Origin of the sequence: Nannocystis sp. RBIL2 (assembly GCF_026626745.1) — a bacterium.
In the GTDB taxonomy this organism is placed as follows: domain Bacteria; phylum Myxococcota_A; class Polyangia; order Nannocystales; family Nannocystaceae; genus Nannocystis.
The window spans coordinates 589,734-605,817 of the sequence record NZ_JAPNJW010000002.1 but is presented as its reverse complement, the minus strand read 5'-3'; the positions used below and the strand labels follow the sequence as shown (position 1 = coordinate 605,817).

Here is a 16,084-nt window from a genome sequence, read left to right as displayed (position 1 = left end):
GTGGCAGGCCGTCCCGACAGTCGCTGAAGACCGGCTGTCCTCGAGGACCTGTATCTGGGGGAAGCTCCGGCGCTCGCTCTTCGGCGCCGGCCGCGATTCACTCTTCGCCGTCCTGCGGCTCCTGGGCGGCGGCGAGGGTGCCCTTGACGCCCTCTTGCGCGATCTGCTGATAGAGCTCTTCGCGATAGACGGGGAGGCCTTGCGGGGCCGAGATGCCGAGGCGGACCTGACGGCCGCGGATCTCTCGGACGACGATCTCGATGTTGTCCCCGATCCGGATCTTCTGCCCGACTTTTCTGGTTAGCGTCAACATGGAAACCCTCCGTGGCGGAGCGGGTGCACGCTCATGAGTATCACGACGAAGCGATCTTCGTATGGATAGCTATTGAGGAATATCGGGTTTTCTGCAAGAGCTTCTTTCGCGCCTGAGAGGCTGATTCCGCTCGGTTGAGCCGACTTTCGCCGGAGAGCGCGGTTTTGAGCGGGCATCGATCTGGCCCAAGGACCAGGTAGAAAAACACGACCTCCAGCGGCTCGAGCTGCGGCGTCTTCGAGGTGCCTGCCGCGCGCGGCGATCATGCGTCGCCGCCACGCGCAGTCACTCGCGGCACAGACCTTGTTCGCGCTGCTGCTCGACGGGATCGGTGGCGACCTGCGCGAGGTCGCAGTGCAGCGCCGGGATGAACGGGTTCACGCGCAACGCTCGAGCGAGCGCGAGGCGAGCGCCCGCGAGGTCACCGACGAGTCGCAGCGCGCGCCCTTCGGCGGCGGCGAGGTTCGGCTGCTCGGGGTCGTCCTCGCCGGCGCGGCGCAGCAGCGGCACCGCGCGAGCGGCCTTGCCGAGCTGGAGATAGAGCTCGCCGAGGCGCCGCGCGAGCTTGGCATCGTCGCGCACGCGCGCGTCGGAGGCCCGCGCTTTCTCGTACTGTTTGGCCGCGGCGCCGAGGTGACCGCGAAGCGTGAGCAGCACGCCAAGCCGCGCGTGCTGACGCGCCGCGCCGCCGCCGAGATGCGAGAACACGTCGCCGAGCAGCGAGAGATCTTCGCCCGCCTCGGCCGCGGCCTGCTGCTCGGGCGCGAGGAACTGCAGCTTGCGCAGCGCGCCGCCGGGCTTGCCCGCGGTCCGCTTCTTCATCACGTCGCGCCAGTGGGCGTCGAAGCGCTCGAAGCTGTCGCCCCACGCGCTGGCCAGCGCGGCCTCGGCGTCCTCACCGGCAGCGACTCGGCGCAGCAGTTCGTCGATGCCGGCGCCGCCGTGCTCCTCGTGGAGCACGCCGAGCATCGTCTGGACCTGCGCGTAGGCGAGGGCGGCCCGCTCCTGCGACGGCAGCATCGCCAGCGACGGGTACATCTCGGCGAAGGTGACGAGGTCGTCGGCCGCGAGCGCCTTGGCCAGCAACTTGCGCGCGGGTGGCTCGAGCGGCAGCGGCTCGCGGCTGCGCCAGCGCGTCTCGAGCAGCTTGGCCAGGCCCTCCTGCAGCCACACCGGGGCGCGGTTGCGGGTCTTCAGGGTGACGAGGTAGTGGACGTACTCGTGGACTGCGGTGTCGATCCAGCCGTAGCCGTAGAGCATCACCCGCGGCGAGACCATGACGATCCGCCGGTACTTGGTGATGCCGACGGTGCCGGTCGTGTACACGTTCTCGCGCGTGAGCGGCGAGACGAGCGCGAGCTTGACCGCGTCGTCGAGGATCTCGAAGCGCACCGGGTGGTCGGGCTCGATGCCGAGGTCGGCGGCGAACGCCTGGCGCGCCTCGGCCATCGCCGCGAACAGGTAGGGCGCGATGAGCTCGTCCTTGGCGTTGGCGAACACGACCTCGACCTGTCCGTCGGGGCTGGTGAGCCGCGTGGCCGGGCCGAGCGCCCGCTGAGCCCCGCGCGCGAGGTCGAGGTAGTGCTGGGCCTCCTCGCGCAGCGCCCCCGCCGGCGGCAGCTGCCCCGAGGCGACCGCGCCGGCCAGCAGCGACTCGGACTCGGGGTAGGCGGCGCGATGGAACGCCAGCACGCCCGCCTTGACGTCGCGGGCCGACCCGAGCGGCATGGCTGCGACGGCGTCGGCGGCGTCGGCGAGGTCCCAGGCGTTGATCGCTCCGTCGAAGCGCTCGGCGAGGTCCGACCAGGCGTCGGCGTCGCTCGCGTCCGGGCCGGCGAGCGCGAGCGCGGCACCTGTCGTTTGCGCCCTGGCGAGAAGGACAGGGTCTTTGGGACCGGTCGCATCGGCCAGGTTGGAGGGGACGCTACCTGGCGCTTCGGCCCTGGCGGAGAGGACATGGCCTTCAGGACCTGGCGCTTCGGGCATGGCTGAAGCACCATGTCCCTGCGAACCGGGCGCTTCGGCCATGTCCGTGGCGACATGTCCTCGAGGACCGACGCTTTCACAGCCGGCGAGGGCGAGGACGAGGGCGACGCAGCGCCGCAGAGAGGGCCGGGACGTCATCGCAGGAGCTCCTCGTAGTAGCGCTCGACGGAGCCGCGGAAGCCCTCCGGAGCGCGCTCCTTCATGGCCTCCATCAGCTCGTCGCGGAGCGAGCGGTCGCGTTCGGTCTCCGTCGAGACCTCGTCGGGGTCGGGCGTGGTCTGCGGCGCGGACGAGCTGTCGCGCAGGCTGTCGAGCGCGCGTTGCAGGCCGCCGAGCGCCCCGCTCTGGCGCTCGACCGCAGGGCCGCCGCGGCGCTCGCCGAGGGCGCCGCTGCTGGAGTCCATCTCGGAGATCGCGCCGCGCATCGCCTGCTTGCCGGGGTCGGGCAGGTGGCGGGCGTTGGGACCTTCGAGCACCTGACCCGCGCGGGCCCGCAGACCCTGCTGCTTCTGCGCCAGGGCGTCGAAGCGGGCCTGGGCGGCCTCGTCGAGGCCCTCGGTCGGGGCCGGGAGCGGACCCTCGAGCAGCTTGCGCAGCGCATCGCCGCGTTCGCGCAGCGGCCCGAGCTGCCGCCGCTCCTGCGAGTCGTCGCCCGCGCCGGCCACCGCCCGCTCGAGCGCCTGCGCGGCGGACCGCGCGGCCTCGGCGGCGGCGAGGGCCTTGGGCTCGCTCGCCTGAGTCTCGGCGGCGACGCGCTGCAGCTGCTCGCGCGCGTCCTCGAGGGCGCGGCGACCGTCGCGGCCGAGGCGAGCGTCGTTGATCCCGTCGAGCGCCTTGCCGATCGCGGCGGCCTGCTTGGCGGCCTGCTGCGCGGTCGCCTGATCGAGGGGGCGAGTCCCGGCCTGCTTGCGCCACTGCTCGTGGAGCGAGCGGCTCTCGCCGCGCAGGCCGGTCTCCTCGTCCTGGATCCGGCTGATCTCCCGCATCAACTCCATGCGCGCCCGCTCCTCGGGCGTCATCGCGGCAGCTGGCCCCGAGGCCATGCGATCCTGGACGCCGCTGCGCAGCTGCCGGAGCTCGTCGAGGACGCCGCGGGCCCGGTCGAGCGCGCCGTCGACGTCGCCCTGGCGCAGCTGCTCGCCGACGTCCTGCTGGCGCAGCTGCTCCGCCATCGCCTCGAAGGCGTCGGTGTTGAGGAATTCCTGGCCGAGCTCCTTGTCGAGCTTGGCCCGCGCCTCCGACAGCCGGCGCAGGTCCTCGCGGATCCGCTGCTGCAGCTGATCGACCTCGCCGCGCACGCTCTCGTCGCCGGCCTTGAGCCGCTCGAGCAGGTCGACGAGCTTCTGCTGCGAGGTCTGCAGGCGGGCCACGAGCTGCTCGATCTGCGCCAGAAGCTCGTTGTCGACCAGGTCGTCGAGGCGGATGACCTCGTCCTCGAGCTGGGTCAGCTGCAGCCGATTGGTCGCCAGCAGCTTGCCGAGAGTGCGCGCGGCGGCGTCGGGGCGCTCGTCCTCGGCGCCGGGCGGGAGCTCCTCGTGCTCGGCCGACTCGCGGCGGTGCAGCTCCATCAAGCGCTTGTGGACGCCGATCAGGATCGCGACGTCGCGCGGCGGCGCCAGGGTGTCGACGGACAGCGCGTCGATGGCGGTGCTGATCGCCGAGAGCAGGCCGCCCGAGGCGGCGAGCAGCTCGCGCATGCCGGTCATGCGCCGCGCCGGGTCGCCGTCCTCGGCGGGCGCTTGATCGTCGGCGCGGGACAGACCTGGCTCTTCGGTCAGCATGCGACGCGCCAGCAGATCGACGGCGCTGTCGCGCAGCGCGGCGAGGTCGGCCAGGTTCTCGGCGTGCTCGGTCTCCTGGTCGCGGATCTGCAGGGTCAGCTTGGCCGAGCGCGCGATCTTGCCGGGCGGGTCGACCAGCGGCACGAGGCCGAGCCCCGGGTCGTTGTCGCGGACCTCGATCCAGTAGGTGAGTCGTCCGCGATCCTCGACGGGCAGGGTCGACAGGTCCCAGGCATAGCGGTGCTGCCAGGTGCGAGCGCGCGGCGGCGGGGCGCCGGCGTCGAGGCGCACGGGCTGGCCGTCGCCGCCCTCGAACACGAGCACCGCGCTGGCGATGCCGAAGTCGTCGCGGGCCTTGAAGCGCAGCTCCACGCTGTCGAGCTCGCTCGGGGCGCTCTGCGAGCGGGGCAGGGGCAAGAGCTCGATCTCCGGCGGCTCGTCGGCCTCGATCTCGAGCGGGGCAGGGGCCGAGCGGGCCGGCTCTTCGCTGTCGCTCGGAGTGACGACGACGTGCCAGCTGCCCGCGCCGCGCACGACGAAGCGGCCGCGCCACTTGCCGTCTGTCTCTTGGGACAGGTCGATGCGCTCGGGGGCCGGCGGCTCCGGCAGCGGGCCCTGGTCGTAGCTGAGGACCACGTGCACGGCGCTGGCCGGCTTGCGGGTCTCGAGCTCGACCTCGGTCTCGGTGCCGGCGAGCGCTCGCACGGCGCCGCTGGGGTTGATGAGCTGTCGCGGCACCCGTCCGCTGTACTCGGGGTAGCGCAGGGTGAGGCTGAGCGCGGACCAGACCGGCTCGGGCGGGGCCGGCGGGCGCCCGTCCTCGGCTGCGAGCGCCAGCTCGAGCCCGCGCGCGAACTCGGGATAGCCGGCGAGCACGGCCCCGAGCAGGGCGAGGAGCGCGGTGGCGAGCGCGGGGACGCGGAGGTTGGCCGGCGGAGCCGCGAGCTCGGGCCGGGCTTCGGTGAGCGACCACTCGACCTGGCGCACATAGGCGGCCGCGAGGTCCTGCGAGCCGAGGTGACCGCCCGGCCCCGCGAGCAGGAGCTCGGTGGCCCCGAGGATCTCGCGCCGCAGCGAGCCGTCCGAGCGGAGAAAAGGTGACGCCTCGCGGGGACGGCGCGTGAGCGCCCCTCGGAATTGGGCTATGGTAAGCGCCGTCCGATGGGGAGTCCCAGTCAGTGCGAGGATCCGACGCCAGGCGCGTCCGAACAGGGCCAAGAGCGTGACGGCGGCGCCGGCGAGCCAGCCGGCGGCGGCGAGATCGCCACGAAAGGTCCAGCCGGCGAGCCCGGCCGCGACCACGGCCAGGGCCATCAGGAGGGCCGCGCTGTGGAGCGCCGCCGCCGCGAGCTCCCGCCGACGCACGACCCGGCGAACGGCGGTCAGGAACTCGAGCAGAGACGGGGGACGGACGTTCATGAGGGCCGGCGGGAGCGTCGGTCGCTCTTCGGTATATCCCCCTTAAACCACTTCGTCACGGTCCGGATCCGCCAGGCGCTCCGGCAACTCCCCCGCGCGCCGGCCGCGCTCTGAATAGGGCGGCCGCGCGCTCGTAGAAGGACGCTCACGTGGTTCCTCCAGAAGCCGACGACCAAGCCCTGGTCGAAGCGTGTCGCCAGGGCGACCGGCAAGCTTTCCGCCTCCTGACGCAGCGCTACCAGCGCAAGGTCTACTCGATCGCGTACGGGTTCCTGCGCAACCCCGAAGACGCGCTCGACGTCGTGCAGGAGAGCTTCATCAAGGTCCACCGGTATCTCCACAACTTCGAGGGCAACTCGAGCTTCTACACGTGGCTGTACCGGATCGTCACCAACCTCTGCATCGACCACATCCGCAAGAACCGGCGCCACAAGGAGCTCGAGTTCGACGACGGGTTGCGCCACGACGACGACGGTGACACTGCGTACGTGCCGCCGTCGCCGCTCGGCGATCCCGCCAGCCTGGTGCAGCGGAGGGAGATCCTGGAGGCGGTTCAGGACGGGCTCCAGCACCTCAGTGACAAGCATCGCGCCGTGATCGTGATGCGCGAGCTCCAGGGCATGTCGTACGAAGAGATGGCGCGCACGATGGGCTGCTCGAAGGGCACGATCATGAGCCGGCTCTTCCATGCCCGGCGCAACATGCAGCGCCTCCTCACCGAGCGGCTGGGCTACGTGCCGAGCGGGCCGACCGGGACCGATGAAGATTCCGACGCTGAGCGCGTCCCAGCACCACAAGCCATGCTGCCATGACCGAGCCGCACTTCGACCCGCAGCAACTCAACGCCTTCCTCGACGACGAGCTTTCAGCGCCGGAGCGCGCCGAAGTCGAGCGGCTGCTCACGACCAACCCGGAGGCCAGCGCCTACCTCGCCGGGTTGAAGGCGCTTCAGGGCGCCGTGGTCGCCGGCTTCGAGGCCGAGGCGGCCAAGGTGCCCGAGGCGCGGTTTGAACAGATCTGGGACGAGATCGAGCGCACCCTCGACCGAGATCTCCGTTTGCAGAAGGCGCCGGAGCCGGCGCCGTCGCTGTGGGCGCGGCTGCGCGGGGCGTTGCGCCCCGTGTTCGTGCCCGTGGCGTCGGCGGCGGCGGTGGCCGGGGTGGTGGCAGTGCTGTGGAGCGGGCGCGGCGCCGTCGACGGCCCGGCGGACACAGCGCCGACCGTCGCGACGAAGGCGGCGCCCGAGCAACCTGTCCTTGCGGACAGCTCGAAGCCGGCGGCCGAGGAGCACGAGCTCGTGCTGCCCGAGCCGAACGGCGGGCCGGCGCACATTCAACGGATCGATTGGGGCGTCAAGTCGGGACGCATCAGCGAGATCGAGGGCAAGCGCAACACGACCACGGTGATCTGGATCTCCGACGACGACCCTAGCAGCAGTGAGCGTTCCTTATGATGTACAAGTCGACCACGAAGCGGCTGTTGGCCACGTCCGTCGTTGCCGTCCTGCTCCCCGGCGTTGTCGGGAGCGTCTACCTCGTGCCGGACGTGGCGCACGCCGAGGTCAAGACCGTCGCGTGCAAGGTCACCGCGTTCCTGGTCCAGAAGGACGGCGACGGCATCATCCCCGCGGACCTCAAGTTCCTCGAGGAGCAGCTGCAGGACGACTCGTTCGCGGCGTTCAAGGGCTTCCGCTTGCTCGAGACCAAGGCGCTGCGCCTCGGCGTCGACAAGCCTGGGCTCGCGGCGCTCAAGTCGGGCTTCCAGCTCAAGCTCAGCCTGCTCGGCGAGGTCAACAGCAAGCTCAAGCTGCACGCCAACCTGCTCGCGCCCGGGCGCGACGCGCCGCTCGTCGACACCGACTACGCGATCGACGACAACGGCCTGCTCCTGGTCGGCGGCGTGCGCCACCTCGAGGGCAAGATCTTCTTCGCCATCCAGTGTGGCAAGCAGCCGAGCTGAAGCGACCGGCGCCGCGTGACCGCGCGAGTCCGCCTCCGTACAGGGGCGTCACCGCGCTCCGCGGCGTCTGCTCGTTTGCTCGGAGCGCGGGCGGGCGGTAATCTGAGCCGCCTTTTCGCCGCCCCGGCGAGTCCGGCCATGACCACCCCTGAGCCCACGAAGAGCCCGAGGCCCCGCTGGCGCCGCGTCGCGCTCATCGGCGGCTCGCTCGGTGTGCTGGTCCTCGGCGGACTCGCCGTCGCAGTGGCGACGTTCCCCCGCTGGGGCGACGGCTGGGTGCATGAGAAGGCGCTGGAGCGCCTGCAGAAGATCGCCGGGGTGCCCGTGACGATCGCGCGGCTCGACCTGGTCGACTTCGACAGCGTCGTGGTCGAGGGCGTCACGCTGACGTTCGGCCCGGATGCGTCGCTCACCGTCGATCGCATCGACATCGGCATCGACGGCGATGCCCTGTGGTCCGGGCAGGTCGTCGTCGACCGCGTGCGGGCCGTGGGCGGGCGGCTCACGGGCGACGGGGGCACGCTCCGCGACTACGCCCGGGACCTGCGCGCGCGGCTGTCGGCGCCCCGCGAAGGCGGCGAGGGCCGGGTCAAGCTGGTGCCGCCGAAAGCGACCCTCGAGCGGCTGCAGCTCGATCTCCGCGACGACCTCGGCGGCCGTGCGTTGACGCTGCGCGGCGTGGCCGCGGCCGAGGTGCAGCTGACCGATCGGGCAGCCGCGCTCAAGCTGGCGGAGGTCGAGGCCACGGTCGGTGAGCGCGCGCTGCGAGCGGCCGCGCTGGCGACGAACCTCGACCTGTCGCAAGGGACAGACAGCGCGTTCCCCCTGACGATCGCGGTCGAGCGGGCCGCGACGGCGATCACCCCGCAGATCGCGGTCGCCGAGATCCGCGGCGACGTGACGCTCGCCGACGCCTCGGCGAGCCGGGTGCGGGTCGATCTGGCCGGCGGCTTCTCCGACGAGGTCACCGGCGACGAGCAGCACGACGCTTCGGCGCCGCTGTGGGCGCTCACCGGCGACGTGGCCCGCGACCTGTCCGACGGCACGGTGAACCTCAACATGGACGCGTTCAAGCTCGGGCGCGTCCCCGACGTGCTCGCGCGCTTGCCGGTCATCGAGTCGGAGTCGGCGACGATCGGCGGCGATCTCAAGGTCGCGTTCGCCGAGGGCAAGGCTAACCTCGTCGGCGACCTCGAGATCGCGGGGCTCAACGTCGACCACCCGCTGCTGGCGCGCCAGCCGGTCCGCGGCCTCGGGTTCTCGCTCGGGCTGGCGGCCGACGTCGATCCGCGCGAGCGGGTGGTGAAGATCGAGCAGGCGACCTTGCAGCGCGGCCCGGTGAAGCTGGCGCTGTCCGGCGAGTTCGTCCACGCCGACGATCCGGCAGCGCGTCACTACCGGGCCGACCTGACGATGCCGAAGGTCCGCTGTCAGGAGTTCCTCAACGCGATCCCGGCGGAGCTGGTGCCGAGCCTGCAGGGCTTCCAGCTCAAGGGCGACTTCGAGTTCGAGATCAGCGCCGACATCGACTTCCGCGACCTCGACGCGCTGGTGCTCTCGGCCAAGCTCAAGCCGGAGACGTGCAAGCCGGTCAAGGTGCCGGAGCTGGTGTCGGCGACGCGGCTCAACGGGCCGCTCCTGCATCGAGTCGTCATGCGCGACGGCACCGAGCGCTCGGTCGACGTCAGCGAGGGCTCGTCCGACTACACGCCGCTCGACCAGATCTCGCCGTACATGCTGGCGGCGGTGATGACGACCGAGGACGGCGGGTTCTGGAAGCACAAGGGCTTCATCACCTCGCAGTTCCGCGCCGCGCTGCGCAGCAACCTCGAGGCCGGCAGGGTCCGCCTGGGCGCGTCGACGATCACCATGCAGATGGTCAAGAACGTGCTGCTCAGCCACGAGCGCACGCTGTCGCGCAAGATGCAGGAGGTGTTCCTGACCTGGTACGTCGAGCAGTCGCTGTCGAAGAACCGGATCCTGGAGCTCTACCTCAACGTGATCGAGTTCGGGCCCGGGGTGTACGGCATCACCCGCGCGGCCTCACACTACTTCGCCAAGGCGCCGGTCGACCTCACGCCGCCCGAGGCCGCCTACCTCGCGCTGATGCTCCCGAGCCCGGTGCGCCGCCACGTCCACTACTGCGAGGGCGCCCCTTCGCCGGCGTTTCAGGCCAAGCTGAAGCGGCTGTTGGCGATCATGCACGGCCGCGGGCGCCTCGACCCCGAGACGTTCGAACAGTGGAAGGACGAGGGGGTGGTGTTCGACGCGACCGAGCTGGCGAGCAAGAGGGAGTGCATGGCGGAGATCGAGCGCCTGCTGGCCGCGTCGGCCCAGCAGCGCTCGCTGACCGGTCTGCTCGACGACGGGCAGGACATCGTCGACCTGTCGATCGACGCCGAGCCGCTGGCCGCCGCCACCGGCGGCAAGCCGAAGCCGCGCGGGCCGAAGGCCGGCTTCGAGGACGCCACGCTCGAGGTCATCGGCGGCCTGGACGAGGGCGACGAAGGCCGCCCGGCGAGACGACAGCCATGAGCCGTCGCGTCCTCCACGTCGCTGTCTTTGCGGGCATGTCCTTGTGGACAGCCCGCGCCTCGGCGCAGGAGGTGCTGATCGAGGCCGACGCCAGCCCGCGTCCGCCGGAGTATCAGGTGCGCAAGGTCCACGGCGACATCCGCTTCGGCGCCGGCTTCGGGTTCGTCGCCGAGGACCCGATCTTCAGCGCCGAGCCGTCGTTCGGCCTCGACCTCCGCGACATCGCGCCGGTGCAGCTGCGCCTCGGCGCGCCGGTCCACATCCGCATGTACGACCGCGATCCCGAGCAGGGGCCGGTGGTCCGCAACACCGAGTGGGACGAGGCAGGCGACTACCTGGCGATCCTGCAGCGGCTGCAGTACAGCGGCGACTACGTGTTCGGCCGCGAGGGGCGGGTGCTGATCGATCTGCGCGTCGGCGACCTCCAGCGGGTGCAGGTCGGGCACGGCAGCATGGTCCGCGGCTACGCCAACAGCCTCGACCTCGATCGTCGGCGCAGCGGCGTCGACCTCGACGCGCGCATCGAGGGCCTCTTGCTCGAGCACCCGGCGGGCGCCGAGATCGCGTTCGTGGCCGGCGACCTCGGGGGCCAGCAGATCTTCGGCACACGCATCGCGGCCGACTGGGCCGGCGCGGCGCTCGGGTTCTCGGTGTTTGGCGATCCGTACGCGCCGCGCACTCTGGTGCCGTGGGACGGTCGCGCCGACGCGCTGACGGTCGACAGCAAGAACCGACTGCAGACCACGGGCTCGCTCGGGGCGATGGCGATGGGCCTCGACCTCAGCTACCGCTGGACCGATCGCTGGCGGTTCCTCGTCACGCCGTATCTCGACCTCAACCTCATGCCCGGGCTCGGCAAGGGCATGCACCTCGGGCTCGACACCGAGTTCATCCTCGGTCGTCGTCGCCGTGCCCGCCTCGGCGTGGTCGCCGAGCTGACAGTGGGCGACCGGGGCTACGACCCGACCTACTTCGACGTCTTCTACACGATGCAGCGCATGCAGGCGCAGTTCGTCGCCTACCCGGGCGACCTGCCGCCCGACTTCGCGACCACTGCGCTGCCGAAGTACAGCTTCGTGTTGCAGAACGACCTCAGCGGCGTGGGCGGCTACGGCGCGATCCGCTTCGCCCACGACGACGGCGCCTTCTTCGAGACCGGCTACCGCTACCGGCCGGGCCCGCTCGGGCACACCTGGGAGACGCGCCTCGGCATCGACCTCGAGGTCGTGCAGCTGTCGCTGCTGCACGCGCACCGCGGCAAGCTCGGGTTCGACATCATCGATCCCGCGGGTAGCCTGGCCCGCTTCGACCTCAACGTCCCGGTGCTGCGCTGGCTCGACGTGTTCGCCCAGGCCGGGTTCCAGTACCAGGTCCGCCGCGCGCCCGGAGAGACGGCAGCGGCGCGTCAGCCCGCCGGCGGGTTCGTCGGCGGTGGCGGGCTCCTGCTCCTCGGAGTCGCGGGCAAGTTCGGCTGGTGATCATGACATGTCCCTTCGCTACTGACCCATCAGACAGGTACTCGCCTGCGCCCGGCCGGGGCGGCGCGCGCCGGGGCGCTGGCGGAGCCCACGCCGACGGGTGCGAATCGGCGTTGCGGAGGCGAACGCGCCGAGAGATTGACAGGGCGGCGGGCGTCGTGCTTGGAACCATGCAGAGTTCGATGTCCGGAATCAGGCGGCAGGGCGTAGGAGTACAAGGCGACAGGAGGAGTACGCCGTGAACGACGCGCCGCGGACAGGTCGCTCGCGCCTGCGAAAGATCGGGCTGTGGTGCCTCGGCCTGGCCGGGACCGGCATGGTCCTCGGGGCAGGTACGGTGGCCGGCGTGTTCTGGTACTACGGCCGCGGGATCGAGGGCATCGACGTCGCCGCGATCCGCGACTACCGGCCGCCGCAGGTCACCCGCATCGTCTCGCGCGACGGCGTGGTGATCGGCGAGATCTTCAGCGAACGGCGCACGCTGTCGGCTATGAGGACATCCCGGCACACGTCGAGAACGCGTTCCTCGCCGCCGAGGACGCCGACTTCTACAACCACGAGGGCATGGACTACCTCGGCATGGTGCGGGCCATGTTGAGCAACATCGAGGCCGGCGAGATCCGCCAGGGCGCGTCGACGATCACGCAGCAGGTGGTGAAGAACTTCCTGCTGTCGCCGGAGCGGACCTTCGAGCGCAAGATCCAGGAGATCTTGCTGGCCCGTCGGCTCGAGCGCGCGCTCAGCAAGCGCGAGATCCTCGAGCTGTACCTCAACGAGATCTACTTCGGACACGGGCGCTACGGCATCGAGGAGTCCAGCCGCTTCTACTTCGGCAAGAGCGTCCGCGACATCAACATCGGCCAGGCCGCGCTGCTGGCCTCGCTGCCGAAAGCGCCCGGCAAGTCGTCGCCGCTCAAGGATCCGCAGCGCTCGAAGGAGCGCCAGGTCTACGTGCTGCAGCAGATGGTGCGGCACGGGTGGATCCAGCCGCTCGAGGCCGACAAGTTCATCCAGGGGCCGCTCGAGCTGAGCCCGCAGACGCAGGACGCGGTGGTGGTCGCGGGCGCGCAGGAGTTCGTCGACGCGGCGCGCGAGCGATTGATCGCGACCTACGGCCAGGAGCGGCTCGATCGCCTCGGCGCGACGGTGACGACCACGGTCGACCTCAAGCTGCAGGCCGAGGCCCACAAGGGCCTGATGGAGGGGCTCGTCGCGCTCGATCGCCGCCAGGGCTACGGCCACAAGATCAAGCCGACGCCCGAGAAGCAGCAGGCCAAGGTGCTCGAGAAGGGCAAGGGCCCGCTGCAGGTCGGCGCGGTGTTGCCTGGGCTGATCCAGCCGCGCGAGGCGAGCACTGCGGCCGACTCGTTCGTGGTGCTGGTCGGTGACCATCGCGTGCTGGTGCGGGTGCCGGAGGGCACGCGCTACGACGATCCGAAGCTGTCGACGGACGAGCAGTTCCCGGCCAGCGGGGTGGCGATGGTGCGCATCGTGTCGCTGCCGACCGCCGACCAGCCGGCGCACGGCGAGATCGGCTCGGGTCCGCAGGCGGCCGTGCTGGTGGCCGCCGTCGACACCGGCGAGGTGCTGGCGATGGTCGGCGGCGAGAACTACCAGCGCGGCGACTTCAACCGCGCGACGGCGGCCAAGCGCCAGCCGGGCTCGTCGTTCAAGCCGTTCGTCTACGGCGCGGCGCTGGCGACCGAGAAGTACACGGCGGCGACGATCGTCAACGATTCGCCCGAGATCTACGAGAAGTGGCGGCCGACCAACTTCGAGGCCGACGAGTACCGCGGCGACATCCGTCTGCGCGTCGCGCTGACGCACTCGGTGAACACGATAGCGATCAAGCTGCTCGACGCGATCGGCTTCGAAGCCGCGCACACTTTCGCGCGAGCGGCGGGGATCCGCGGCGAGCTGGCGAGCAACCTCGCGCTCGCGCTCGGCGTCAGCGAGCTGACTCCGATCGATGTGCTCTCCGGCTACCTCACGCTCGCGCGCGGCGGCTCGCAGCTCGAGCCGACGGTGATTCGCAAGATCGAGATCCCCGGCGAACCGGCGTGGACACCCGAGCGCGCGCCGCAGCAGGCGCTGCGCGACGACATCGTCTTCATCCTGACCTCGATGATGACGAGCGTGGTCGAGGAGGGCACCGCCAAGGCCGCGCGCGCGCTGGGTCGACCCTCGGCCGGCAAGACGGGGACCTCGGCCGAGCACCGCGACGCATGGTACGCGGGGTACACGCCGCGCCACGTGGCGGTCGCGTGGGTCGGCTTCGACGTGCCGAAGAAGATCGGCAAGGGCGAGACCGGCGGCAAGGCGGCGCTGCCGATCTGGATCGCGGCGATGAAGGCTGCAGAGGCCAATCAGCCGCCGCTGCCGTTCGTGCCGCCGGCGTCGGTGCAGGTGCGCACGATCGACCGTCGCACCGGCCTCCTGGCGCCCGCCGACGCCAAGCCCGAGGACGTGCTCGAGGAGTACTTCATCGCCGGGACCGAGCCGATCGAGACCGCGGAGCCCGCGGCCTTGCCGACCGGCGACGTGGTCCTCGATCTCTACGGGGACGGCGACGAGCACGCCGACGCCGCGCCTGCCGCCGAGGCGCCCGCGCCCGAAGAGCCCAAGAACGGGCTCCCGAGCGTCCATGACGACCCAGGTTGAAGTCTTGATGCTACTGTACGAAGCATGAGCGCGCAGAAGGTCGTCGACCTGGTCGTCGAGCACGGCCGGGTCCAGATCGTCCAGCCGGGGATCGGGGTCGTGTCTCAGGCCGCGCCAGCGCCGCTCTCGAGCGCCCTGGCGACGCGCAGCGTGACCAGCGTGGCGACGCCGTGGAGCGTGCTGCTCGGCAGCGGCGCGGCGTGCATGGCTCTCGGCGCGATCACTCTCGGCCTGTTCCCGTTCTCGGTGCTCGGCCTCGTGCTGACCAACCTGTTGTTCTCGGCCGGAGCCGGGCTGGCCGTGCTGGCGTTCGCCAAGCGGACGAGCTCGGCGGGTTCGTCGGGGACCGCGGCGCTGCCGGCCCGCGTCGATCCTTCGGTGATCGCCGAGCGCAGCCGGCGCGTGCGGGCGATCCTGCGCGGGACCGGCCCGACCACGTTCGAACGCATCAAGAGTGAGCTCAAGTGGACCCAGGTGGCGCTGGTGTCGACGCTGGTACACATGAAAGAGCAGGGCGAGGTCGTCGAGGACCTCAGCCTCGACACCGGCGAGTGGGTGTACACCTTGGCAGACAATCCTGACGCAGTGCTGGCTCCCACGCTGGCGGAGCGACAAGCTCAAGTGGGCGAGGTGAAGGGGCAAGGATGAAGGACAAGAACATCGCGTCGATCCTGGCCTTCCCGCTGTTCGGCGGCTGGGGAGCGCACAAGTTCTACCTCGGTCAAGTAGGCGCGGGCATCGTCTACCTCGCGTTCGCGTGGACGCTGATCCCGGCGATCATCGCGTTCTTCGAGTTCATCATCCTCGCGTTGATGGACCGCGACGAGTTCAACCGCCGCTACAACGGCAACAACGCGCTGGGCGGCGCGCCCGTGGTCGTCAACATGCTGCCGCCGGCGCCGGCTTACTACCCGCCGAACTTCTCGCAGTACCCGCCCGGGTACCCGCAGCCCGGCTACCCGCACCAGGGCCACGCGTACCCGTCGAACGTCTACCCGGGCGTCTATCCGCCCGGGACCCAGCCGCCCGGCCAGATGGCCCCAGGGACAGGTCCCTCGGGACAGGAGTCGCCGGCCCGCGGCGCCGCCGCGGTCGACGAGGTCATCGCCCGCATCGAGAAGCTGAACGAGCTGCGGATCGCCGGGCTGCTCACCGACGAAGAGTTCACGCAGCAGAAGGCCCGCGTGCTGCAGCACATGTGACGGGTCCGTGCTCGTCTTCTTCGTCTACTGCGTGTTCGTGCTGATGATCGGGGTGTCGCTGCGGCACCCGATCGGCTCGTTGGTGGAGGCGCAGCGGCAGCGCGCCAACCTCTCGCGCGAGCTGCGAGCGCTGGCCGACGCGCCCGAGCTGCCGGCGGTGACGAGCGCCCACCTGTCGCCCGCGCTGGCCCGCCTGTTCGACGAGACCCGACTGCTGCGCACCGCGCTGGAGGAGCCGCTGCAGGCGGTGCGCGCGTGGCAGGCCGCCGATCGCAACCCGTGGCTGGCGCGCGTCGACGTCGGCGACGGCTCCGACCTCGATCGCCTCGAGGAGGTCGACTTGGCGCTCGTCAACGCCCGCCGCGGCGTGTGGGACTGGCTCGGCATGGTCGACGGCCTGCCCGAGGCCGACCAGGAGACGCTGACGCGGCTCGGCCTGTCCGTCGGGGCAGTCCGCGGGGCGCTCGAGGAACGGGACGCGTTCCGCCGCACCAGCCGGGAGGCTCGCAAGGAGTCGGCGCGGATCGAGCGGCTGGTGATGCACCTGCGCGCGGGCCTCGATCGCTTCGAGGGCGCGCTGTCTCGGGCGACCCGGGCCGGGCTGTACCGCTGAGGCGGGGAAGTTAGCTCAGGCGCGGCAAAGGGTGTGCGCCGAGTCTTTGACGCGAGCTCGGTTCGAACCTGGTCCGAACGACCTGTCCGATCTCGCCTGTCCTCAGGAACATCTTCAAAGCGGCTCGCCGCTTCGCC

General features: G+C 71.1%; 13 protein-coding genes. 10 read left to right on the top strand and 3 right to left on the bottom strand.

All coding sequences use genetic code 11. The features are described 5' to 3' along the window. Positions 1-97: 97 nt before the first annotated feature. The 3 genes from csrA to OV090_RS27660 all read right to left on the bottom strand — a co-directional run bounded on the left by csrA (position 98) and on the right by OV090_RS27660 (position 5,499). Positions 98-313 carry a carbon storage regulator CsrA gene (gene csrA, locus OV090_RS27670; RefSeq protein WP_267707621.1) on the bottom strand — a complete coding sequence of 72 codons (216 nt, stop codon included), beginning with the start codon at positions 311-313 and terminating at the stop codon, positions 98-100. A 285-nt stretch (positions 314-598) separates the two neighbouring features. Further along, entirely contained in the window at positions 599-2,299 is a 1,701-nt protein-coding gene (locus OV090_RS27665; protein WP_267707620.1) for a hypothetical protein, read from the bottom strand. A gap of 134 nt (positions 2,300-2,433) precedes the next feature. Continuing rightward, complete coding sequence (locus OV090_RS27660) at positions 2,434-5,499, bottom strand: DUF4175 family protein (protein WP_267707619.1); 3,066 nt, start codon at positions 5,497-5,499, stop codon at positions 2,434-2,436. Positions 5,500-5,648: 149 nt separating this feature from the next. Between OV090_RS27660 and OV090_RS27655 the strand changes: the two genes are divergently transcribed. The 10 genes from OV090_RS27655 (at position 5,649) to OV090_RS27610 (ending at position 15,947) form a co-directional block, all read left to right on the top strand. Then, complete coding sequence (locus OV090_RS27655) at positions 5,649-6,311, top strand: sigma-70 family RNA polymerase sigma factor (protein ID WP_267707618.1); 663 nt, start codon at positions 5,649-5,651, stop codon at positions 6,309-6,311. After that, a complete protein-coding gene (locus OV090_RS27650) occupies positions 6,308-6,952 on the top strand; it encodes a hypothetical protein (protein ID WP_267707617.1) in 645 nt (214 codons plus the stop codon). Before OV090_RS27655 ends, OV090_RS27650 begins: the two co-directional genes overlap by 4 nt. Further along, a complete protein-coding gene (locus OV090_RS27645; protein WP_267707616.1) occupies positions 6,949-7,458 on the top strand; it encodes a hypothetical protein in 510 nt (169 codons plus the stop codon). Before OV090_RS27650 ends, OV090_RS27645 begins: the two co-directional genes overlap by 4 nt. A gap of 138 nt (positions 7,459-7,596) precedes the next feature. After that, on the top strand, positions 7,597-9,993 hold the full coding sequence (locus OV090_RS27640; protein WP_267707615.1) for a transglycosylase domain-containing protein: 2,397 nt from the start codon (positions 7,597-7,599) through the stop codon (positions 9,991-9,993). Positions 9,994-10,028: 35 nt separating this feature from the next. Next, positions 10,029-11,471, top strand: a complete 1,443-nt coding sequence (locus OV090_RS27635; protein WP_267707614.1) for a hypothetical protein — start codon at positions 10,029-10,031, stop codon at positions 11,469-11,471. Positions 11,472-11,709: 238 nt separating this feature from the next. Then, on the top strand, positions 11,710-12,069 hold the full coding sequence (locus OV090_RS50970) for a hypothetical protein (protein ID WP_267712142.1): 360 nt from the start codon (positions 11,710-11,712) through the stop codon (positions 12,067-12,069). Next, positions 11,970-14,132: a PBP1A family penicillin-binding protein gene (locus OV090_RS27625; protein ID WP_267712094.1), complete on the top strand. Its 2,163-nt coding sequence runs from the start codon at positions 11,970-11,972 to the stop codon at positions 14,130-14,132. Before OV090_RS50970 ends, OV090_RS27625 begins: the two co-directional genes overlap by 100 nt. A gap of 24 nt (positions 14,133-14,156) precedes the next feature. After that, entirely contained in the window at positions 14,157-14,780 is a 624-nt protein-coding gene (locus tag OV090_RS27620; RefSeq protein WP_267707613.1) for a hypothetical protein, read from the top strand. After that, on the top strand, positions 14,777-15,334 hold the full coding sequence (locus OV090_RS27615) for an NINE protein (RefSeq protein WP_267707612.1): 558 nt from the start codon (positions 14,777-14,779) through the stop codon (positions 15,332-15,334). Before OV090_RS27620 ends, OV090_RS27615 begins: the two co-directional genes overlap by 4 nt. Before the next feature lie 7 nt (positions 15,335-15,341). After that, entirely contained in the window at positions 15,342-15,947 is a 606-nt protein-coding gene (locus OV090_RS27610) for a hypothetical protein (RefSeq protein WP_267707611.1), read from the top strand. Positions 15,948-16,084 lie beyond the last annotated feature (137 nt).

What these genes read in the sequence shown, in the direction of transcription:
- OV090_RS27650 (WP_267707617.1), top strand. Translation starts at nt 6,308, where the DNA reads ATGACCGAGCCGCACTTCGACCCGCAGCAACTCAACGCCTTCCTCGAC.
- csrA (WP_267707621.1), bottom strand. Translation starts at nt 313, where the DNA reads ATGTTGACGCTAACCAGAAAAGTCGGGCAGAAGATCCGGATCGGGGAC.
- OV090_RS27635 (WP_267707614.1), top strand. Translation starts at nt 10,029, where the DNA reads ATGTCCTTGTGGACAGCCCGCGCCTCGGCGCAGGAGGTGCTGATCGAG.
- OV090_RS27645 (WP_267707616.1), top strand. Translation starts at nt 6,949, where the DNA reads ATGATGTACAAGTCGACCACGAAGCGGCTGTTGGCCACGTCCGTCGTT.
- OV090_RS27640 (WP_267707615.1), top strand. Translation starts at nt 7,597, where the DNA reads ATGACCACCCCTGAGCCCACGAAGAGCCCGAGGCCCCGCTGGCGCCGC.
- OV090_RS27620 (WP_267707613.1), top strand. Translation starts at nt 14,157, where the DNA reads ATGAGCGCGCAGAAGGTCGTCGACCTGGTCGTCGAGCACGGCCGGGTC.
- OV090_RS27660 (WP_267707619.1), bottom strand. Translation starts at nt 5,499, where the DNA reads ATGAACGTCCGTCCCCCGTCTCTGCTCGAGTTCCTGACCGCCGTTCGC.
- OV090_RS27665 (WP_267707620.1), bottom strand. Translation starts at nt 2,299, where the DNA reads ATGCCCGAAGCGCCAGGTCCTGAAGGCCATGTCCTCTCCGCCAGGGCC.
- OV090_RS27615 (WP_267707612.1), top strand. Translation starts at nt 14,777, where the DNA reads ATGAAGGACAAGAACATCGCGTCGATCCTGGCCTTCCCGCTGTTCGGC.